Source organism: bacterium (genome assembly GCA_021372515.1).
Taxonomy (GTDB): Bacteria; Gemmatimonadota; Glassbacteria; order GWA2-58-10; family GWA2-58-10; genus JAJFUG01.
This window is the reverse complement of the sequence record JAJFUG010000176.1, coordinates 1-21438: the sequence shown is the minus strand read 5'-3', so window position 1 is coordinate 21438 and position 21438 is coordinate 1. Positions and strand designations below refer to the sequence as shown.

The following is a 21438-nucleotide window of genomic DNA, read 5'->3' as shown; positions in this document are numbered from 1 at the left end:
CCGGCCAGGCGCAGCGCGCCGCGGAAATGCAGGTTGTCCTGGGCCGCGGCAGCCAGGCGCAACAGGGCCAGCAGCCCCTGCACCTCGCGGTCGGCCAGGAACGAGCGCGAAGCGCGCACCCGGCAGGGAAGGCCCTCCACCACGAACGCCCGCTCCAGCTCCTCCAGCAGTGCCCCGGTGCGGGCCACCACCAGCATGTCGCCGAAACTGTAGTCGCAGTCGTCCTCCTCCGCTCCGGAGCGACGCCCGGCGCGGCCCTGGCCGTGGGCCTCCAGCATCGAGGCCCCCCCGGCCAGGCGGGTGACCTCGCGCACCACGGCGATGGCCTCGGCGGTCTCGGAGGGGCAGCGCATCTGCTGGAGCGGTGTCTCCGGCCCGCACACGGCCTGCGGGGCGCGCCAGGGCGAGCCTCCCGCCGCGATCAGGGCCGCGGAGGCCCGGGTCACGACCGGACTGCAACGGTAGCCGGTCGTGAGGTTCATCACCTTCGCGGCGGGGTAGTCGGCACTAAGGCGCTCGAAAATGTCCGGGGCCGCGCCGCGGAAAGCGTAGATCGACTGGTTGGGGTCGCCGATCACGAACAGCCCCGCGCCGCCCGGGCCGGCCAGCCAGCGCACCAGCTCGTACTGCGCCGGGTTGACATCCTGGAACTCATCCACCAGAAGGTTGCCCGCCCCGGCGCGGGCCGCGGCCAAGGTATCCGGGTCATGGGACAGCAGGCGCACGGTCTCGGTGATCAGGCTGTCGAAATCCAGCACACCCAGGCGCTCGCACAGGGCCCGGTAGGCGGTCCAGGCCGCGCGCACGGCCTCGGGGCCGCGGTAGCTGTCGGGACTCTCCAGGCGCGCGGCGGCCAGGGAGATCGCCTCGGACACCTGCCGCTGGCGCGCTCCGCCGCCGGGCTCCAGGCACTCGCGCAGCAACTGCAGGCGCTCGTTCTCATCCAGCAGCACCGGGGTGTGCCCCATAGCGTGTCCCAGGCAATCCAGGCACCAGGCGTGGAAAGTGCCGACAAACGGCCGCCCGGCGCGTCCCTCCAGCAGAGCGCCGGCCTGGTTTTCGATACGGCTTTTCATCTCTTCTGCGGCGCGGTTGGTGAACGTGATCGCGGTGATCGATCCGGGCGCGGCAGCGCGCTCGCGCAACAGGTGCAGCACGCGGGCAGCCAGGCAGCGGGTCTTGCCCGTGCCGGGACCGGCGGCCACGGCCACGGGGCCGTCACCGTCGTACACCACCGCCTCACGCTGGGCCGGGTCGAGCGCGGCCAACGGGTCCTGCGGCGCGGCTGTGGCAGTCTCCGCGACAGGCTGCACCGTCCGGGGCGTTTTGATCGCAGTCCGGGACGGAGCGGGCGCAGGGGAGGGCTCCCCGGCCTGGGGCGCGCTCTCCGCGGCGAAGAAAAACATCTGGCCCGCACCGCTGTCACGCTCGCCGGGCGCGAAAATGCGCACCGTGCCGAACTCGCCGTCATAGCCCGGATCCACGCTCAGCTCGCCGGCGCGGGTGCGGCGGACCGCCTCGGCGGCCAGGGGCCCGGCCAGGCGGGCGATGTCCTCCAGCGGTGTGTGGCGCAGCACCTCCAGCTCGGTGCCGAGGCTGGAGGTGACCCGTTCGAGCAGCGCCTGGGTCTTTTTGGTGGCCGGGCCGGAGTCCAGCACCTCGGCCAGTATCTCACGCAACGGCACCAGGTGCTCGAACTCACGGGCCGCGGCCGGGTGCGCGCCATCCGGGCGGTCGGCCAGCTCGACCACGCGGCCGTAGACCCCGCCGGTCAGCTTGCCGCCGCAGACCGGGCAGCGTCCGCCCAGGGCCGCCACCTCATCCGGGTGCAGGCGCACCCCGCAGGAGCGGTGCCCGTCGTAGTGGTACTTGCCCTCCTCCGGATGGAACTCCAGTGTGCCGACAAAACGCTGCGGATCGCGCGAGCGCAGAGCGCCGGTCAGCCCCTGCCAGCTCAGCTCGCCGTCGATCAGGTTCGCCTCGCGGGCCAGCTTGTCCGGCGAGTGGGCATCACTGTTCGAGACCAGGGCGAAGCGGTCCAGGGCCGATAGTCTCCAGTTCATGGGCGGGTCGGAGGACAGGCCGGTCTCCACGGCGTAGATCGCGCCGGTCAGGTCGCCATAGCAGTCCTCCATCCGGTCGAACCCGCTCTTGGAGCCGAAGACCGAAAAGTGCGGGGTCCAGATATGGGCCGGGATGAAACAGCAGTCCGGCTCGGTGGCAAGGCTCATCTCCAGCAGGTCGCGGCAGTCGAGGCCCAGGATCGGCCGTCCGTCCGAGCGGATGTTGCCAATCCGCTCCAGGCGGTCGCTGAGCCGCGTGGCCGCCTCCAGCGAGGGCATCAGGATCACGTTGTGCACCTTGCGTGCGCGGCCGCCCTTTTTGTAGATCGAGCTGATCTCGGACGATAGGATGAAGCGCACCGTGGCGCCCGCGGCCGGGCCGCTCAAGCGGCGGCGCACCTGGTGCTCCAGCTCCGGTTTCAACCGCAGCAGCCCGCTGCCGTCATCCGGCTCCAGGCTTTGGGCCAGTTCCTCGCGCCAGCCGGGGTGGGTGAAATCGCCCGTGCCCACAAGCTGGATGCCTTTGCGGGCCGCGGCCTCGAACAGGTGCACGGGGTCGCTCTCGCCGCTGGTGGCGATTGAGAAATGGGAATGTATGTGCAGATCGGCGACATAGAGCATGGTCTGTCCGGTGGATACTCCGAAAGTGGTGGATCGTGGCCGGTTGTTCCCGGCTGCAGCTCGAAAGCGTGCCGTGAAATATACAGCGCAACAGGGCAGAAGGTTTCAGTCCCGCGTCTGCGGGCAGGAGCGCCTGTCCTCGGGCGTCTTGCGGATACAGCGGCAGAAACCGTGATAGATGGCGCACACTCCGCCGCCGGTGGCGAACATGCCCCAGAACAGCGGGCGGCCGAAAATGTGCTCTGGTATCGGTTTGCAGTAGGGCAGGAGGTACAGGCCCCAGGTTATCAGGATAAAGCCGATGACGACTGTCACATGGCCGAACACCAGGGTGGCGACCCGGCCTCCCTGCCAGCCCAGATACATCAGCGACAGCCCGATGCAGAACGGGGTGAGCTCGAACCAGGCCCGGCTCGATACGAACAGCACCAGGCCGAAAGCCGTGAGCGCGAGGCCCAGGATGAAAGTTATCGGACTCTGAAGTTTCATCGATCCCTCCTCAGGGAGCCAGGGTGTTGAATGAACGGATCGTGTCGAACCCGGTCACGCGGGATCGGGCGACAGTTGGAAGCACCCCGTCCCCATCAGAGCACTTTTCCCTGGAATAAGTTCAATTTTAAGATAATTCCACCCCCGGCCCTGTCAAATCAAAAATGTCACGGCCGTATCTCCAAGGATTTATTTGACAAGCGGCGGTTGAAAGCGGTAACTTCCTGCCCGGAAACGAAACTCCCCCGGACAATCAACTGCCCCGCAGGAAAGGAGAGCACCCCGGCATGGACACGCAGAAAAAAGGACTCGGTAAAAAAATCGCCCTTTTGATGGGTACGATAGGTCCGGGATTGTTCCTGATCGGATACAATATCGGCACCGGCAGCATCACCACCATGGCCTCGGCGGGCAGCCGCTACGGTATGTCGCTGTTCTGGACACTGTTGCTGTCCTGCCTGTTCACCTACGTAATGATGATCGCCTACGGCCATTACACTGCGGTGACCGGCGAGACCGCAATGAACGCTTACAAGAAACACCTCCGTTTCGGCAAGACGTTGGCGATCTATACCATGATCAGCCTGATTATCGGTGAGCTGACCGCTCTGGCCGGGATCATGGGTATCCTCACCGACCTGATCGGTGAATGGTGTCTCTTCACCCTCGGGATACAGGTAAGCACCCTGTGGACCGCAATAGTGATCATCATAGGCTGCTTCCTTCTGCTCTGGGATGGCAAGTATTCACATTTCGAGATATTCCTGACTGTCCTGGTGATAATGATGGGACTGGGCTTTCTGGGCAGCATGATTCTGGTGGTGCCCAAACCCGCGGAACTGCTGGCCGGCCTGAAACCTCAGATTCCGAACGATCCCAACGCTTTCCTGATCGTGGCCGGCATGGCGGGAACCACCTGCTCGGCCATGGTGTTCATCATGCGCTCCATCGTGGTGTCCGAGAAAGGCTGGAAACGCGATGAAATCAAAAAAGAGAAGGTGGACGCATTCTTTTCGAGTTTCATGATGATGCTGCTGTCCGCCTCGGTGATGGCCTGTGCGGCCGGGACATTGTTCAAGATGGGCAAGCCGGTGGAGCAGACCATCGACATGGTGCAGACCCTTGAACCGCTGGCCGGACGGTTTGCGATCAGCATTTTCGTCCTGGGCGTGATCGGCGCCGCGGTCAGCACCCTGTTCCCGATCGTGCTCGTGGCGCCCTGGCTGATCGACGACTATCGCGGCAAGCCGCGGGTCATCCGCAGCCCGATGTACCGGGTGCTGGGCGGCCTGGGGCTTATGCTGGGGCTGGTTGTGCCGGTGTTCGGCGGGCGGCCGGTCTGGGTAATGGTGGCCTCGCAGGCTTTCCAGGCCATGATCCTGCCGGTCATAACCCTGCCCATCATTTACCTTCTTAACCGCAGGGACCTGATGGGGCAGGACAAGGCCGGGTTCTGGATGAACCTGGGCCTCTGGGCGACATTCATTTTCGCCATGATTACGGCTTACACCGGACTGGTCGGTCTGGTGGATATGCTCGGCTGAGGCCGAGGGTCTCAATCGACGCTTTGCAGTCTGTGAAAGGAGTGTCAGGGAATGAGCCTGTTTCTGTCGCGGATCATCCGCGCGCTGCGCCTGGACAAGCAGCTTTTCGAGGAGGTGGAGGCCGACCCGAAATCCATGCTCCAGGCGATGGCTGTGGTGGTGCTGGCCAGTCTGGCCGGCGCGGTCGGGATTCCGGGCGAGGAGGAGACGCCTTTCCTGCTGGGGGCGCTGGGCGGCCTGTTCGCCTGGGTGGTCTGGGCCTTCATCACCTACCTGGTCGGCACCAAGCTGCTTCCCACCGCGCAGACAGTTTCCAGCCCGGCCGAGCTGATGCGAACGCTCGGGTTTGCCTACGCTCCGGCCCTGCTCAACGTGCTGGGGGTGATGCCGGTCCTGGGCTGGGCGGTGCGCGGGATAACCGCGGTCTGGATGCTCGTGGCCTGGGTGATCGCCGTGCGGCAGGCCCTGGACTACGAGAGCACGGGCCGCGCGGTGCTGGTCTGCCTGATCGGCTGGGTGGTGGTGCTGGGGCTCAACCTGCTGCTGATCCTGACCGGGCTGTCCGGCTGAGAACTGAGCACGAATTGAGGAAAGGCTTGCACGGGAGAGTGGCGCTTGCGGCTTGTCACGACCTTTTTCCCGCGCCTGTGGCGCGCGCTTATTCTCGACCCGAGCCTCTACGAGGAAGTCAGGGACGATAAAAAGGCCATCTGGCAGGCGATCGTCGTGGTTTATCTGACCTCCGTCTCGGTCCGTATCCTGGTGCTCCATCTGCATCCGGGACGGGTATTGCTGGGGCCGGTCAGCGGCTTCGCCGGCTGGCTTCTCTGGTCCTTGATGGCTCAGCGCCTGGCGCCGCGGTTGTTCAGAGCCGACCGTTCGGGAGTCACTTACGGCCAGGTGTTGCGCCCTCTGGGGTTTGCCTACGCTCCTGGGCTGCTGGCGGTTACGGGAATTTTCTACGACTCCAGCCCGGTGCTGGCCGTGCTGCTTACAGTCTGGATTTTCCTGTCGTTCTCCACGGCGGTCCGCCAGAGCCTCGGCTACAGCAACACCGTGCGGGCGGCTGCGGCTTTCGGCGCATCAGTTATTGTCCTGCTGGCCGCAGTGTCCGGGATAGGATTAATGATGTACTGGATGGTTACAGGCTGAAAGTCCGGGTTGGGGAAAAAGTGGTTGCAGAAAAGCATCGTGCCCGAATATCAGAAATGGAATGGTACTAAAACTCGCCCACCGCGGGGTGCCCGTCCATCCGGAGGACGGATGCCTGGCGGCTGCTTGCCGGGCACCCCGTTTCTTTCCCGTTGCCTGATCGCGCAGGGCAGGACTAATTGAGCAGCTTGTTCAGGTCTTTCGACACCTTGAACAGCGCCTTGCGCCGGGCCGGAACCTCCACCTCGTCGTTCGTCTTCGGGTTACGCGCCTTGCGCGAGCGGTAGTTCTTCACCCGGAACGTGCCGAAACCCCTGATCTCCAGATGGTTGTCTTCGGCCAGCAGCTTCTTCACCTCTTCCAGAAACTGGTCCACCACGATCTTGGTTTCCTTGATCGTGAATCCGGTCTTTTCCGCGATCAGTTCGACAATTTCAGCTTTGGTCATAGGACAGTACTCCTGCTGGAGGGTTGGCAATCGGTGACACGAAGCCTGGCGGGTCGTTGCAGGTCCGTGTGCCGGTATAAAAAGTCAAGCCGCCGGAAAATGGCAATGGTATCGCTAAGACCGGCCGCAGTGTAACCGGTTCGACGGGGCCGGTCCGGCCCGGCAAACCGGGGTTGAAATCGAAGATGCGCTCTGGCGCCAGCTGGGGGAGAGACCGGGAGGCCGGCCTGACAGAGACCGGCCTCCCGATGCACGAGGGCAATTTACAGCCAAACAGAGGCGGATTCAAGAGCTTTCTTGCGCCGTTGTAAAAATTTTATCGCTGTCCACCGGCGGCCGGTTCAGGCCTCGGCCCGCTGACGCTCTTCGTTGAGTTCGCGCACCAGGGCCGCGGTCTCCGGGAACATGGCCACCGCGCGCTCCAGGGTGTCGAGGGTGTAGGCGATCACCAGGCCGTAGTTGGAGATCGGCACACCGGCCATCTTGCAGCGCAGGATGCGCGAGAGCACCTCGCGGCGGTTGAACATGCAGGCCCCGCAGTGGATGGCCAGCTTGTAGCGCTCCAGGTCGGCCGGGAAATCATGGCCGCGCACCCAGGTGATATCCAGCGGGCCGCCCACCTTGCGGGCCAGCAGGCGCGGAATCTTCACCCGGCCGATATCGTCCTCCACCGGGTGGTGAGTGCAGCTCTCGGCGATCAGCACCGGGTCGCCGGGCTTGAGCGAGCCGATGGCCAGCGCGCCGCGGGTCATCTCGTTCAGGTCGCCCTTGAGGCGCGAGAACAGGATCGAGAACGAGGTCATCGGGACATCCAGCGGGGTGTCGCGGTTGACCCGCTCGAAGGCCTGGCTGTCGGTGACCACCAGGCGCGGACGGCGCTTGAGGTTTGCGATCCCCTCGGCCAGGCGGGTCTCCTTGAGCACCACGCACATGCTGTCATTGTCCAGCACGTCGCGGATGGCCTGCACCTGGGGCAGGATGATCCGGCCCTTGGGCGCCTCCAGGTCGATCGGCACCACCAGCACGGCCATCTCGCCGGGAGGCACCAGGTCGCTCAGGATGGGCGGGGTCTTGATCAGCTCATCGGGCACCGAGAAGATCAGCGCCTCGCGCAACTCCAGCACCCCATGGCGCGTGCTGGCCACGCACATCACGTAGGGCACGTCCTGCTTCTTGAGCGTCTCCAGCAGGGCCTCGTCCGGATGGCCCAGGTCGGCCTTGTTGAACACCACTATCATCGGAGTGCTGCGCTGGTGCAGCTCGCTCAGCATAGCGTTTTCGAACGCGCCCCAGGCGCCGCTCTCGGCCACCAGCAGGGCCAGGTCGGTGCGGTCCAGGACATCGCGGGTACGCTTGACCCGCAAGGAGCCCAGCGCGCCCTCGTCATCCACACCCGCGGTGTCGATGAACAGGACCGGGCCCAGGGGCAGCAGTTCCATCGGTTTTTCCACCGGGTCGGTGGTGGTTCCGGCGATTTCCGAGACCAGGGAAACGTCCTGATTCGTTATAGCGTTCAGCAACGAGGACTTGCCCACGTTGCGGCGGCCGAAGATGCCGATATGCAGCCTGAAGCCTTTGGGCGTTGCTTCCATCTCTCTCTCCACTTCCACAGCGGCTGAATGAGTCCCCGCACCCGGCGGGGACATGATTTACTCACCCCGGATTGACGGCCGGCCTCAGAAATAGAGATCCCGCTCCCCGTCCCGGTCGATCCGCTCCAGTTTCTGGATAAGCTGGGCCTTGAGCGGACTTTCCTCCATTTTTTCCAGTTCCTTGCGCACCACCTCGGCGCCCAGGACGCGGGTTTCCGGGCTGGCGTAATCCACCAGGTACTCGGTCAGGGTGGTCAGGGCGTTGGGGGTGCAATAGCGTTTGATGAACCCCGGTATGGCGAACTCCATGAAATGCTCGCCCGTGCGGCCCAGACGGTAGCAGGCGGTGCAGAAACTGGGCAGGAACCCGTCCTGGAGCAGCTCGCCCATCACCGTGTCCAGGCTGCGGATGTCTCCCAGGCAGAACTGCTCGCGCTCCATGAGCTGGGAATCTCCGCATTCGGTGTAGCCGCCGATCTCGATCCGGCTGCCGGCGTCGATCTGGCTCACGCCGAAACCCATGATCTCGCGGCGCAGTTCGGCGTTCTCGCGGGCGGTGCAGATCAGTCCGGTGTAGGGCACGGCCAGGCGCAGGACCGCCACCAGGCGCTTGAAATCCTCATCCCGCACCAGACTGGCGCCGGAGTGCTCCACTCCCTGGGCCGGGCGCAGGCGCGGGAAACTGATCGTGTGCGGCCCCACGCCGTGACGCTGCTGAAGGTGCAGGGCGTGGCTGACCAGGCCCAGCACCTCGAAACGCCAGTCGGCCAGGCCGAACAGGGCCCCGATGCCGACATCGTCACAGCCGGCCTCGATGGCCCGCCCGGGCCCGTCCAGACGCCAGAGGAAATCGGCCTTGCGCGTGCCGGCCGGGTGCAGGGAGGCGTAGGTGGCGTGGTGGTATGTCTCTTGGAATATCTGATAAGTGCCGATCCCGGCGGCTTTCATTATCCTGTAGCCCGCGTGATCCAGCGGCGCGGCGTTGATGTTCACCCGGCGGATCTCGCCGCCCACGCCCTGGCGCACCCCGTAGACCGTGCGCACCGTCTCGGCCATGAACTCGGCGTCGTACAGCGGGTGCTCGCCGAACACGAGAATGAGCCGCTTGTGGCCGTGGCTCTCCAGGGCTTCCACCTGGCGCACCACCTCCGGCTGCGACAGGGTGCGGCGCACCGACTCGGGGTTGCTGCGGCGGAAAGCGCAATAGACGCAGTCGTTCACGCAGTGGTTGCCCACGTATAGCGGGGCGAAGAGCACTATCCGGTTGCCGTAGACCTCCTGTTTGAGCCGGCGCGCGGCAGCGAATACGAGTTCCACCGCCGCGGGTTGATCGGCCTTGAGAAGGACCGCGGTCTCCTCCACACTGAGGGCCTGTTTGTCCAGGCTCTTGGCCACAATCTGCTCGACCTGCGCCAGTTCCGGGCGCTTGCCGGCCAGCATGGTTTCAAGCCGCGCATCGTCGATAAAGTCCAGCGCGGAGTCACTCAGTGTCATGGGAGCCAATGTCTTCATTTCTATCTCTCCTGCGCCGAGAAAGTCAGCGCGTTCTTCATCCTGTAGCCGGGAGAATCACCCCGTCCCACCCCCACGTATCTCCCAATCGATTCGAGCCTGCCCTTGAGGCAGGTAAAGCAGATTTCCGCAGTCTCGCCCACGCAGGCTTTGTTCGGGTAGATGTCGTACAACGCCCGGTAGCGCGCGGGGGTGAGATTGGGCATCACCACGTTGGCACCGCGGGCCAGGGCCAGCTCGCGCCCCTCCTCGCGGTTCAGGGTGGCCAGGGCCGTGGTGGCGGGGATATTTGCCCGCGGGCAGACCAGGCGGGCCAGGGCCACCATCTTGCAGGTCATCAGTTCCGTGGCCGGGGCCTGGTCGGTGGCAGCGCCGGGCTCGGAAGCCAGCGGAGTGCCGGGGTGTGGGATATACGGCCCCACGCCGATCATGTCCGGCTCCAGCCGGCTGAAAGTGAGAATGTCCTCGGCCAGGTCCTCTACGGTCTGGCCCGGTATGCCGACCATCACCCCGCCACCGATCTCGTAGCCCAGGCGGCGCAGCAGGCGCAGCAGGCTGAGCCGTCCCGCCGCCCCGCGCTCCAGCGGCGGGTGGATATGCTCGAACAGGTCGCGGCGCGAGGTCTCGAAACGCAGAAGGTAGCGGTCCGCGCCCGCGGCGCGCCAGAGCGCATATTCCTCGGGGCGGCGCTCGCCCAGGCTGAGCGTGACCGCCAGGGAGGTGCGCTCCTTGATCTTGCGAATCAGCGAGGCCACCCGGCCCTCATCGAACCAGAGGTCCTCGCCGCTCTGCAGCACCACTGTGCCGTAACCCAGCTCCTCGGCCTGGAGCGCGCAGGCGAGAATCTCCTGCTCGCTCATCCGGTAGCGGGTCAGACGGCTGTTTTCGCGCCGCAGCCCGCAGTAGAGGCAACTGCGGCGGCAGTGGTTCGATATTTCAACCAGTCCGCGCAGGTGCACGGCGTCGCCGACCTCGACCGTACGGGCGCTGTCGGCGGTTTCCCACAGCACCTGCAGGGTTTCAGGACGGTCTTCCCGCAACCAGCGGACTATGTCCCGGCGTTCCATGTTCCGTTCCATCCATTCCATATGACGGGTCGAGGCTCACGCTGAACGTGCTGCCCTGGCCCGGAGAGCTCTGAACGCTGCATTCGCCGCCGTAGAACGCGGCGAGCTTCTTGATTATCGACAGTCCCAGCCCGCTGCCCAGAATGCCGCGGGTCTTGTCGTTCTTGATCCGGACGAACTCGTTGAACAGCAGGGACGCTTCCTCGGCGCTCATCCCGATCCCGGTGTCGGAGACCGCGATCAGCACCTTGCCGTCGGTGGCCAGGGAGATGTCCACCCCCACTTTCCCGCCGTCCCGGTTGTACTTGACTGCATTGGAGATCAGGTTGTTCAGGATGATCTCGATCTCCTCGCGGTCGCCCCGCAGGTGCACCTCGGGCACGGGTTGCAGCTCGATCGAGATTCCGCGTTGCAGCGCCTCGGGCAAGGCGGTCTCGATCGCCCGGCGGGCGATTTCCTCCAGGTTGACCTCGGCCAGCTCGCGGCGCTTCTGACCGCTCTCGATGCGCGTGATCTCCAGCAGGTCCACGATCAGCTTACGCATCTGCTCGGTGCGGGTCAGGCAGCGGCCGATCATCCCCTCCAGCATCTCCTTGCTCTTGACCGCCTCGGGCTGGTCGAGCATGATCCGCAGGTAGCCCTCCACGGCGTTGAGCGGGCTCTTGAGCTCGTGGGCCAGAACCGAGATGAACTGGAAACGCAACTGGCGTTTCTCCTGGGACAGGCGACGGGCCTGACGGGCAGTCATCAGGCTTTCGGCGGTCTTGCTAACCGTGGCTTTCAGCTCGGCCGGGGTGAACGGCTTGGCCAGGAAATCGAACGCGCCTTTCTTGATCGCGCTGACCGCTGTTTCCAGCGAGGCGTAGGCCGTGACCATCACGGTCATGACCGGGGTTTGGGGCGGCTCGGCGGTCAACTGCTCCAGCACGTCCAGCCCGCTCAGGCCTGGCAGCTTGTGGTCGAGCAGCAGGATGTCCGGCGCCTGACGGTGGATTTTTTCGAGCGCCTCCTCACCGCTGCCCGCGGTGTCAGTCTCGAAAGTCACCTCTTCCCCTATCTCCCCCAGATGCAGGTGGAAATCGCGCAGGCTGCGCACCACCGCCATCCGCATCCCAGGCTCGTCGTCGGTCACCAGTATCCGCAGCTTTTCCATGGCTCTACCGTCCCTTCGTCAGGTGCTCGATCTCTCCCTTTATCTGCTCGAAACGCACGGGCTTGGCCAGCACGCGGTCGGCCTTGATCCAGGAGCGCTCCTCATCCGTGATCGAGTCGAACTCGATGCCGGTCTCGCTGTAGACCGCGCTGACCATGATCACCGGGACATCCGGGTACTTTTTCTTCAGATGGTGGCACAGGACGAAGCCGCCGTCCTGGTACTCCATCATCAGGTCGAACACCGCGACATCGGGCTTGGTGTCGGCCAGCAGTTCCTCGGCCTCTTTCTGGCCCTCGGCGGTCAGCACGTTGTAGCCGGCATTCTGGAGCTGGAGACGCATCTGGAGCAGGAAATCGTGGTCGTCATCCACGATCAGGACAGTTTTGGGAGTGCTTTTGTCGTTCATCATTCCGATTCTTCTGCTTAAAGGTTAGCGACAGGTAAATGGGATTCCGCCGTGGGACAGGCGCCTCACTCGGCGCGTCCGTGCCGCGGCAGGCTGATCCGGAACGTGGTGCCGGTGGGCCCCTGATCCGGATCGGCGTTCGATTCGAGGGTGATGTCCCCCCGGTGCATCTTCACGATCCCGTAAGTCACCGCCAGGCCCAGGCCCGTGCCGACGCCCAGTTTCTTGGTGGTGAAGAACGGCTCGAAAATCTTCTGGATGTTGTCTTTCGGTATCCCCACTCCGGTGTCAGAGATGGCGATGGTCACTTTTTCGGTGTTCCCGGCGCAGGTGAGGGTCAACCCACCGCCGCCGGACAGCGCGGTCATCGCGTTCGAGATCAGATTGGTCAGGGCCTGGATCATCTGGTCGCGGTCGAGCTCGGCCTCGGGGGAGTCGCCCAGGCGGTCGATTATCTCCACGTTGACGTTTTCGGGCGCCCGCACCGTGCGCAGCGCCGCCTCCAGCATCTCGCGGACATTGACCGGCTGGCGCACCACCTTGTTGCGGCGGGCGAAATGCAGCAGCCCGGCCACGATTTTCTTGCAGCGGTCGGCCTGCTCGACGATCATCTGCAGGTCGTCGCGCATCCCGTCCGATTTCGCCCCCTCCTCCATCAGGATATGGGCGTACATCAGGACCACGCCCAGGGGGTTGTTGATCTCGTGGGCGATGCCCGCGGCCAGTTGCCCCATGGTGGCGAGCTTTTCCGACTGCACCAGCGCCTCGCGGGCCGAGGCCAGCTTCTCGTTGGACACGGCCAGCTCACCCACGGTCCGCCGCAGTTGCTCGATGGTGAACGGCAGGCACATCTCGCTCTCGGCCAGGCCCTTGAAAATGGCCACGGCGTGCTCCAGGCAGGTCTCGTAGCCGCAGGCGCCGCAGTTGAGCTCATCCTCCGGGCGCTGCTTGCCCATGCGCGACATGATCCGGCGCAGCTCATCCGGCGAGGGCATAGGCATGCGCTGGTCGTTCACCTGGAAAACCCGTCCCAGGTCGAGGCCCTCCAGGCTCCGGCTCACCCGCTCGCTGATCTCGCTGTCCGGATGGGCGATGCGCCAGCGCACGTAGCGGCTGACCTGGGCCCGGCGGCTGTAGGGGGCCTGGGTGCTGCTCATGCCGGCGCCCATAATGCAGCCGTTGCAGCAGAGGACCTCCAGCAGGCGGGCCTTGAGGTTGCCCGAGTCGTAGTCCTTGATCGCGTCCACGAACCCGGTGCGGCCCTCGGCCACCACCACGTCGTCCGTGATCAGGTTCTCGTCGATCTCGGCCGCCTGCAGCAGCCCCCGGCTGATCGGGAACAGCGCGCCCTCGCCGGCGAAGGGCGGATCGAAATCGCCCGGCTCGGCCTGGTCGGCCTTTATTCCCTTCTCTTCGAACATCTGCCGCAGCTCGACGAATGTCAAGGCGGCGTCCACCTCGTCCGGAAGGCTGCAACTGTCGGCCTCGCCTTTCTTGGCGATGCACGGCCCGATGAACACGATCTTCACCTCCGGCCCGTACAGACGGTGCAGGAACCGCGCCTGGGCCACCATGGGCGACACTATCGGGGCCAGGTTTTCCACCAGCCGCGGATGGTAACGCTCCACGAAGGCCACCACCGAGGGGCAGGTGGTGGCGATCAGGTGCCGGTCCGGGTGCTCCTCCACCAGCTTGTGGTAGGCGCGGGCCACCAGGTCGGCGCCGAACGCCACCTCGTGCACGTACTCGAAACCCAGAGCGCGCAGCATGCCGCAAAGGGCCAGGTGGTCGAGTTCGGTGAACTCGGCCGGGAAACTGGGAGCCAGGCAGGCCGCCACCGGGGTCCCCGAGTCCAGCATGTCGTACACCTTGAGCACCGAGTTGAGCACCCGCTTGGCGTGCTGCGAGCAGACCTTGACACAGTTGCCGCAGCCGATGCAGCGCTCGCTGATCACCTCGGCCTGCCCCTCCACGATCCGGATCGCCTTGGCCGGGCATTCCCGCACGCAGGTGTAGCAGACCCGGCAGCGTTCCTTGATCGTGGTGATGAGCGGTGTCTCGCTGCGGCGCAACATGGCCGTGCCTTTCCTTCAGTATCATCTCACCCGGTGAATACCGGGATTGCTACATTCAAGTCTCTAATCCGTAGGGGCGGACCCATGTGTCCGCCCGGGCGCACACGCGGGTGCGCCCCTACAGCGACCGGAAAGACTGTTAAAACAGCTTACAGCAACACCTCGCGCTTGGCGTAATGGGTGTGCAGAAGGTGATGGCTGCGCTCACCCAGCGGCTTTTCCAGGAACTCGTCGTACAGCCTGCGGATCCCCTCGTTGCGATGCGACAGTCGCAGCGGCTCGTCGTGGTCGATCGTGTAGAGTGCCTGCATCCTGGCGCGCACGGCCTCCACGTCAGTGGAGAACGGCTGTCCGCCGCCGCCCACGCAGCCGCCGGGGCAGGTCATGACCTCGATGAAATGCAGGTCGTTGCGCTTGCCCGACATGATCTCGTCCATCAACTGGCGCGCGTTGCCCAGGCCGTTGGCCACGGCGATGTTCAGCTCCAGGCCCGCCACCTTGGCCGTGGTGGTCTTGACCCCGCCCAGTCCGCGCAGGTCGGTGACCACCGGGTCCTTCGGGTCCTCGCCGGTCAGCATCCAGTGCGCGGTGCGCAGCGCCGCCTCCATCACGCCGCCCGAGGCGCCGAACAGCTTGCCGGCGGTCGAGCGCGTGCCGAACGGCGAATCCGGGGCCTCGGGCTCCAGGTTCTTCAGGTCCAGGCCGCGGGTGCGGATAAGACGGGCCAGCTCGCGCGTGGTCAGCACGGCGTCGATGTCGGGAATGCCGTTCTCGGCGTGCTCGGGCCGCATGGCCTCGAATTTCTTGGCCGTGCAGGGCATGATCGAGACCGAGTATACGTGCTTGGGATCGAGATTCTCGCGCGGGGCGAAATAGTTCTTGATCACCGCGCCCAGCATCTGCTGCGGGCTCTTGCAGGTCGACAGGTTCGGGATCAGCTCGGGGTAGAACTGCTCCACGAACTTGATCCAGCCGGGCGAGCAACTGGTCATCATCGGCAGCGCGCCGCCGTTCTGGATGCGGTGGACCAGCTCGCTGGCCTCCTCCATAATCGTCAGGTCGGCCGAGAACGAGGTGTCGAACACGCGGTCGAACCCGAGCTGGCGCAGCGCGGCGGTCAACACCCCGGCCACATCCACCCCGGGCTTGATCCCGAACTCCTCACCGATCGTCACCGAGACCGCGGGGGCGTGCTGCACCACCACGAAAGTCTCCGGGTGCTTGATCGCGTCCAGCACCTGCTTGAGCGAACTCTGCTCGCGCAGGGCGCCGGTGGGGCAGACCAGGATGCACTGGCCGCAGTTGACGCAGCTCGAAACGTTCATGCCCTCGTTGAACGCGGTGCCGATGTGGGCCCGGCTGCCGCGGCCGATGAAATCGATGGCCGCCACACCCTGGACCTCCTCGCACACGCGCACGCACTTGCCGCAGAGAATGCACTTGTTGGGGTCGCGCTCCACCGCGGGGCTCGAGACATCCAGCTCGAACGAGTTCTTGTCTCCGCTGTAACGGCGCTCGCGCACGCCCAGCTCCTCGGCCAGGCCCTGCAGCGTGCAGTCGCGGCTGCGCACGCAGTAGAGACAGTCATCCGGGTGGTTGGCCAGGAGCAGCTCGATGATGGTCTTGCGCGCCCGGACAGCCCGCGGGCTGTGGGTCTTGACTTTCATGCCCTCGGCCACGGGGAACGAGCAACTGGGGACCAGATTGCGCTGGCCCTCCACCTCGACCACGCACAGGCGGCAGGCGCCGGTGGGGAACAGGTGGTCCAGGTGGCAGAGGGTCGGGACCTTGATCCCGGCGCGGGTCAGGGCGTCAAGCAACGTCTCGCCGCGCTTGGCAGTGATTTTCTTGTTGTTGACTTCAATGTTTATCACGGTCGGCCTCGCTTACTCAACCAGGACTGCGTCATGCCGGCAGACATCCAGGCAGGTGCCGCAGCCGATGCATTTTTCGAATATGATGTAGTGCGGGTTCATCTTCGAGCCCACGATCGCCTCGGCCGGACAGTTGCGGGCGCACAGGGTGCAGCCCTTGCACTTGTCGGCGTCGATCGAGAAATGCAGCAGCTCGTTGCAGACCCCGGAGGGGCAGCGGCGCTCGAAGATGTGGGCCTCGTACTCATCCCGGAACCAGCGCATGGTGCTCAGCACCGGGTTGGGCGCGGTCTGCCCGAGCCCGCACAGGCTGGTGTCGCGGATCACCTGGGCCAGACGGTTGAGGTACATCACCCCGCGGAAACGCTCCAGGGCGTCGCCCTCTTTCTCGTTGCGGCGGCCGCGCGTGATGCGCTGCAGTATTTCCAGCATGCGGCGCGTGCCCTCGCGGCAGGGGATACACTTGCCGCAGCTCTCGCGCTGGATGAAGTCCATGAAGAACTTGGCCACGTCCACCATGCAAGTGTCCTGGTCCATAACCACCAGGCCGCCCGAGCCCATCATCGCACCCACGGTCTTGAGCGACTCGTAGTCGATCTCGATGTCCAGGTGCTGGGTCGGGATACAGCCGCCCGAGGGGCCCCCGATCTGTACGGCCTTGTAGGCCTTGTTGTGCGGGATGCCGCCGCCGATGTCGAAGACGATCTGGCGCAGCGTGGTGCCCATCGCCACCTCGACCAGGCCGGTGCGGCTGACCTTGCCCGAGAGGGCGAACACCTTGGTGCCCTTGCTGGTGGCGGTGCCCAGGGCGTTGAACCACTCGGCCCCGTTCTGCACCAGGCTGGGGACATTGGCCAGGGTCTCGACGTTGTTGATCACCGTGGGGCTGTCGAACAGGCCCCGCACGGCCGGGTACGGGGGACGCGGACGCGGCATGCCGCGGCGGCCCTCGATGCTGTTGATCAGCGCGGTTTCCTCTCCGCAGACAAAGGCCCCGGCGCCCTGCTTGATTATGATCTCCAGGTCAAAACCGCTGTCCAGGATGTTGTCACCCAGAAGGCCCCAGGAACGGGCCTGGGCCAGCGCCTCGATCAGGCGCTTGATCGCCAGTGGGTACTCGGCCCGGATGTAGACATAGGCCTTGCTCGCCCCGATGGCGTAGGCCGCGATGGCCATGCCCTCGACCAGACGGTGCGGGTCGCCCTCGATCACCGCGCGGTCCATGAACGCGCCCGGGTCGCCCTCATCCGCGTTGCAGATCAGGTATTTCTGCGGCGCGGCTGTGTTGAGGGCGAATTTCCACTTGGTGCCGGTGGGGAACCCGCCGCCCCCACGGCCGCGCAGGCCGCTTCGCTCGACCAGCTCGCAAAGCTCGGGCCGGGTGATATGCTTGATCGCGTGGGCGAAGGCCTTGTAGCCGCCGCTCACCACGTATTCCTCGATGCTGCCCGGATCGATCAGCCCGCAGTTGGCCAGGACCCAGCGGGTCTGGGGGCCGAAGAACGGGTGCTCGTCCAGATAGCGCACGCCCTCCCAGGGGATATGGGCCGCGTCACGGTGCTGTCCCTCGACCATCCCGGCCGGAATCTGTCCGGCGAACACGGCGTCCATGAGGCCGTTGACTTTTTCCTCAGTCACCTGGCTGAACATCACCCGCGCCCGTCCGGGAAGCTGCACCTCGACCAGGGGCTCCATCACGCACAGGCCAATGCAGCCCACCTCGACCACATCCACCGCGCGGCCGGAGGCGGCGATCCAGGCCTTGACTGCGGCCAGGGTCTTGCCCGCGCCGGCGCCCAGGCCGCAGGTGCCGGTGCCCACGAACACGGCGGGACGGTCTATCTTGCGGCGGGAGAGCTTTTCGCGCCAGAGAGCGAAACTGTCGCGGCAGGCGCTGTCATCATGACAGACCGGGCCCTCCAGCAGACACTGGATCAGGTCCGGGCAAAGTTTTTCGGTATCGTGCGTGCAATGTTCGCACAGCACGTCCTTAAGCATCTTTACCATTTTCCGTAGCCTTTCTGCGGTATGATTGCAAAATCTTCTTGGCCTTGTCCGGCGTCATCCCCGCGAAGAATTCACCATCGATGCTGATAACCGGCGCCAGTCCGCAGGCGCCGATACAGGCGACCACCTCCAGGCTGAACAGCCCGTCGCGCGTGGTCTGGCCGGGGGTGATCTTCAGGTCCCGGCACACGCTTTCCAGCACCTTGGCCGAGCCCTTGACATGGCAGGCCGTGCCGCGGCAGACTTGGACATGGTGCTGTCCCAGGGGCTGAAAACGGAACTGGTTGTAGAAAGTGGCCACGCCATAAATCTTACTGGCGGGCAACCCCAGGTGCTCGCCGATTATCACGATCGCCTCGCGCGAAAGATAGCCCTGGACCTCCTGCACCTGCTGCAGGATCGGGATCAGGGAATCCCGGCTGGCGTTGGGGTGCTTGTCGAGAATGCTTTGAATGTCCTGTCCGGTGGTAATCACTTGATCAAGTCCTTTTTGCTGCTGGGTGTTGACGGGCGAAGAAGGCCACCTTCTCGATGGCCGTGGTCATGTCCATGTCCTCCACATATACATCCGCCGGCAGGTGAAGGCGGTAGGGGGCGAAATTGAGTATCCCCTTGACCCCGCCCTCGACCAGACGGTCGGCGGTAAGCTGAGCCTGGTTGGCCGGCACGCAGATTATGCCGACATCGATGCCCTTTTCCCGGATGACCTTCGACGTCTCCTCGGCCGAATAGCAGGGACAGCCCTGGATCAGGCGGCTGACCTTGTTCGCGTCGCTGTCGAAAGAGGCGGTGATCGCCAGCTTGGGGCGCCGTCCCGAGAAATAGGTCAGGATGGCCCGCCCCAGGTTGCCGATGCCGACCAGGCCGATCTGCTGTCCCTCCGGGCTGTCCAGGAAAACGGCGAGGCTTTTGGTCAGCTCGGTGATCTCGTAGCCGCGCGAGGGGCTGCCCGAGTAGCCGATAGCCATCAGGTCGCGCCGGACCCGGGCGGCGGTGCCGCCCGCCAGGCCGGCGAGCTGGTAGGAGTAGATGTTGTCCTTGCCCTCGGCTTTCAGACGGTTCAGGATGCGGCGATACAGGCTGAGCCTGCCGATTGTCTTGTCGGAGATCGCTTTCATCCCGCGGCTCCCCTGGGGTGATTTGTGAAGAAGATCACGTTGTGAAAAGTTTCACGCAATTTAACTGTTTTAACGCCCCCAGTCAAGAGTTTGTTTCAATTGTCTCAGAGAGAAAACCATGCCAGCTTACGCATTTTCGGGCTTGAATGATATAACCGATTGAATTACAATTGTATGTGTGGTTTATTCGAGAAAATGGGAATCGGACGCCTGTCAAGCCTCTTGTGCGGTATCGCGCGCCACCGTATGAAAACACTCAGCTCGCCATGAAGCGCGGCCATGGATTATTCACGGCGGCCATGCACGGAAAATCTCTACGGACAGGACTTGAATAATTGCATAAGGTTCGAGATAATATAGAAAGGTTTATCCTCCCCCTCTGCCGACTGTCGGGCAGAGGCCTGTCTCCGAGAGCCTTGGCATAGGCGTTTCCTGGAACCGATCCGATGGAGCATATGAATTCTAACTGCGAACAGCTTACCGCCCGGGTGAATGAACTCGAAGGCATTCTGGCGCAGCGGGAGCAGAGCCTTCACGAAATCGAGGCCAAGTACCGGGCGCTTTTCGACAACACGTTGACCGCGATCTGTATTTACGATGCGCAGAGCCTGAAGTTCCAGGAGGTCAACCGGGCTTATACCGACCTGTACGGCTACAGCCGCGAGGAACTCCTGTCCGGCGGGATGACTATCCACGACATAACCGTGGAGCATGACAGCTCCGACCGCGCCACCGAGCAGGTCTTGAAACAGGGCACCGTTTTCGTGCCCCTGCGCTGGCACCGTAAGAAAGACGGCAGCGTGTTCCCGGTGGAACTGGTGGCCGGTTCGTTCATGAGCGGGTCGAGACGTTTAGTCTTCGGCCTGGCCAAGGACATCACCGCGCGCTGCCGGGCCGAGGAAAGCCTGCAGGACAGGCAGGGCCTGCTGCAGGCCATCCTGGACAATGTCAACTCGATGATCGTGGTGAAAGACGTCGAGGGCCGCTACCTGCTGGTCAACCGGAAGACCGAGTCGGTGATCGGGCTGAAAAGCGAGGAGATTGTCGGAAAAACACCCCTGGACATCTACCCCTCACCCATCGGGGAGCGGGTCCACGCCGACGACATGCAGGTGATAAAAGGCGCCGTCCCGATAATGATCGAGGAGACGCTCAGTACAGATGAAAACCGAACCTATTTCACCACCAAGGTCCCGCTGTTCGACGAGAAAGGCCAGGTGCGCGGCATGTGCGGCCTGGCCACCGACATCACCGAGCGCATCCAGCTGGAGCAGGAGCATATCAAGGCGGCCAAGCTCGAATCGATCGGCCTGCTGGCCGGCGGGATCGCCCATGATTTCAACAACATCCTCACCTCCATCCTGGGCAACATTTCGCTGGCCGACATAATGTCGGATGACGATATCGACAAGACCAAAGAGTTGCTCAAGGAATCGGAAAAGGCCTGCCTGCGGGCCAAGAACCTGACCCGTCAGCTGCTCACCTTTTCCCGTGGCGGCGAGCCGCAGAAACGGGCTTTCTGTGTCAAGGAGCCGCTGGAGGCCGCCACCCGGTTCGCCCTGCACGGCTCGAATGTCCGTGCCGAGTTCGATTTCCCGGAGGAGCCGTGCGTGGTGGACGCCGATCCGGGGCAGCTCGACCAGGTGATCAACAACCTGGTGATCAACGCGGTGCAAGCCATGCCGGAGGGAGGGTTGCTCTCTCTCAAGGCGGGCCGCAAAGAGATATCGGGCAAGAAAAACCTGCCGCTGCCGGCCGGCCGGTACGTGTTCATCACGCTGCGCGACCGGGGGGTCGGCATACCGAAACAGTACCTGGCGCACATTTTCGACCCCTATTTCACCACCAAGCAGAAAGGCAGCGGCCTGGGCCTGACCACCTGCTTCGCGGTTGTCAAGCGGCATGGCGGACACATTACGGTGGAGTCGGAGCCGGGCAAAGGGACGGAATTCACAATCTACCTGCCGGTCTCGAAAGAGAGGCCCGAAACCCTGAGCGAGAAGGCAGACCATATCCGCCTGGGCGGGGGCCGGGTCCTGGTGATGGATGACGAGCCGGGGGTGCTGCAGGTGGCCTCGCTGATGCTCAAGCATCTGGGGTGCTGCACCGAGCTGGCCGCGGACGGCGCTCAGGCGCTGGAGGCTTTCAAGGCCGCTCGTGAGGCGGGACAGCCGTTCGACGCGGTGATCCTCGACCTGACCGTGCCGGGCGGCATGGGTGGCCGCGAGACCCTCGCCCGCCTGCTCGAGATCGACCCGGGCCTCAAGGCGATAGTCTCCAGCGGCTACTCGAACGATGACGTGATTGCCAACTA

At 64.4% G+C, this 21438-nt stretch carries 17 protein-coding genes; 4 read left to right on the top strand and 13 right to left on the bottom strand.

Annotated elements, in window-relative coordinates; translation table 11 throughout:
* Nucleotides 1–2684 (bottom strand): UvrD-helicase domain-containing protein (locus tag LLH00_16165; protein MCE5272815.1); only part of this gene is annotated, 2684 nt, incomplete at its 3' end.
* 105 nt (nt 2685–2789) lie between these two features.
* Entirely contained in the window at nt 2790–3173 is a 384-nt protein-coding gene (locus tag LLH00_16160; protein ID MCE5272814.1) for a hypothetical protein, read from the bottom strand.
* A gap of 287 nt (nt 3174–3460) precedes the next feature.
* Between LLH00_16160 and LLH00_16155 the strand changes: the two genes are divergently transcribed.
* The 3 genes from LLH00_16155 to LLH00_16145 are packed head-to-tail and all read left to right on the top strand — an operon-like array spanning nt 3461 to nt 5869.
* Complete coding sequence (locus tag LLH00_16155; GenBank protein ID MCE5272813.1) at nt 3461–4717, top strand: Nramp family divalent metal transporter; 1257 nt, start codon at nt 3461–3463, stop codon at nt 4715–4717.
* A gap of 51 nt (nt 4718–4768) precedes the next feature.
* The gene (locus LLH00_16150; GenBank protein MCE5272812.1) at nt 4769–5287 is read left to right on the top strand and encodes a hypothetical protein; all 519 of its coding nucleotides are present in this window, start codon (nt 4769–4771) and stop codon (nt 5285–5287) included.
* 45 nt (nt 5288–5332) lie between these two features.
* Nucleotides 5333–5869, top strand: coding sequence for a hypothetical protein (locus tag LLH00_16145; protein MCE5272811.1), 537 nt, complete (start codon nt 5333–5335; stop codon nt 5867–5869).
* A 175-nt stretch (nt 5870–6044) separates the two neighbouring features.
* Here the strand turns inward: LLH00_16145 and LLH00_16140 are convergent, their stop codons facing one another.
* From LLH00_16140 to LLH00_16090, 11 genes are all read right to left on the bottom strand, one after another.
* On the bottom strand, nt 6045–6317 hold the full coding sequence (locus LLH00_16140; protein ID MCE5272810.1) for an integration host factor subunit beta: 273 nt from the start codon (nt 6315–6317) through the stop codon (nt 6045–6047).
* A gap of 341 nt (nt 6318–6658) precedes the next feature.
* Nucleotides 6659–7909, bottom strand: coding sequence for a [FeFe] hydrogenase H-cluster maturation GTPase HydF (gene hydF, locus LLH00_16135; protein ID MCE5272809.1), 1251 nt, complete (start codon nt 7907–7909; stop codon nt 6659–6661).
* Between the two features lie 84 nt (nt 7910–7993).
* On the bottom strand, nt 7994–9421 hold the full coding sequence (gene hydG / locus LLH00_16130) for a [FeFe] hydrogenase H-cluster radical SAM maturase HydG (protein ID MCE5272808.1): 1428 nt from the start codon (nt 9419–9421) through the stop codon (nt 7994–7996).
* Between the two features lie 2 nt (nt 9422–9423).
* Entirely contained in the window at nt 9424–10488 is a 1065-nt protein-coding gene (hydE, locus tag LLH00_16125; protein ID MCE5272807.1) for a [FeFe] hydrogenase H-cluster radical SAM maturase HydE, read from the bottom strand.
* Nucleotides 10442–11641, bottom strand: coding sequence for a response regulator (locus LLH00_16120; protein MCE5272806.1), 1200 nt, complete (start codon nt 11639–11641; stop codon nt 10442–10444). Before LLH00_16120 ends, hydE begins: the two co-directional genes overlap by 47 nt.
* Nucleotides 11642–11645: 4 nt before the next feature.
* Entirely contained in the window at nt 11646–12053 is a 408-nt protein-coding gene (locus tag LLH00_16115; GenBank protein MCE5272805.1) for a response regulator, read from the bottom strand.
* A 62-nt stretch (nt 12054–12115) separates the two neighbouring features.
* A complete protein-coding gene (locus LLH00_16110; protein ID MCE5272804.1) occupies nt 12116–14125 on the bottom strand; it encodes a 4Fe-4S binding protein in 2010 nt (669 codons plus the stop codon).
* 149 nt (nt 14126–14274) lie between these two features.
* Nucleotides 14275–15999 carry a [FeFe] hydrogenase, group A gene (locus tag LLH00_16105; GenBank protein MCE5272803.1) on the bottom strand — a complete coding sequence of 575 codons (1725 nt, stop codon included), beginning with the start codon at nt 15997–15999 and terminating at the stop codon, nt 14275–14277.
* A 12-nt stretch (nt 16000–16011) separates the two neighbouring features.
* On the bottom strand, nt 16012–17997 hold the full coding sequence (locus tag LLH00_16100) for a 4Fe-4S binding protein (protein MCE5272802.1): 1986 nt from the start codon (nt 17995–17997) through the stop codon (nt 16012–16014).
* The gene (gene nuoE, locus LLH00_16095; GenBank protein MCE5272801.1) at nt 17990–18478 is read right to left on the bottom strand and encodes an NADH-quinone oxidoreductase subunit NuoE; all 489 of its coding nucleotides are present in this window, start codon (nt 18476–18478) and stop codon (nt 17990–17992) included. Before nuoE ends, LLH00_16100 begins: the two co-directional genes overlap by 8 nt.
* Nucleotides 18479–18485: 7 nt before the next feature.
* Nucleotides 18486–19124: a redox-sensing transcriptional repressor Rex gene (locus LLH00_16090; GenBank protein ID MCE5272800.1), complete on the bottom strand. Its 639-nt coding sequence runs from the start codon at nt 19122–19124 to the stop codon at nt 18486–18488.
* 455 nt (nt 19125–19579) lie between these two features.
* Between LLH00_16090 and LLH00_16085 the strand changes: the two genes are divergently transcribed.
* Nucleotides 19580–21438, top strand: a 1859-nt coding sequence (locus LLH00_16085; protein ID MCE5272799.1) for a PAS domain S-box protein, incomplete at its 3' end; no start/stop codon positions are given.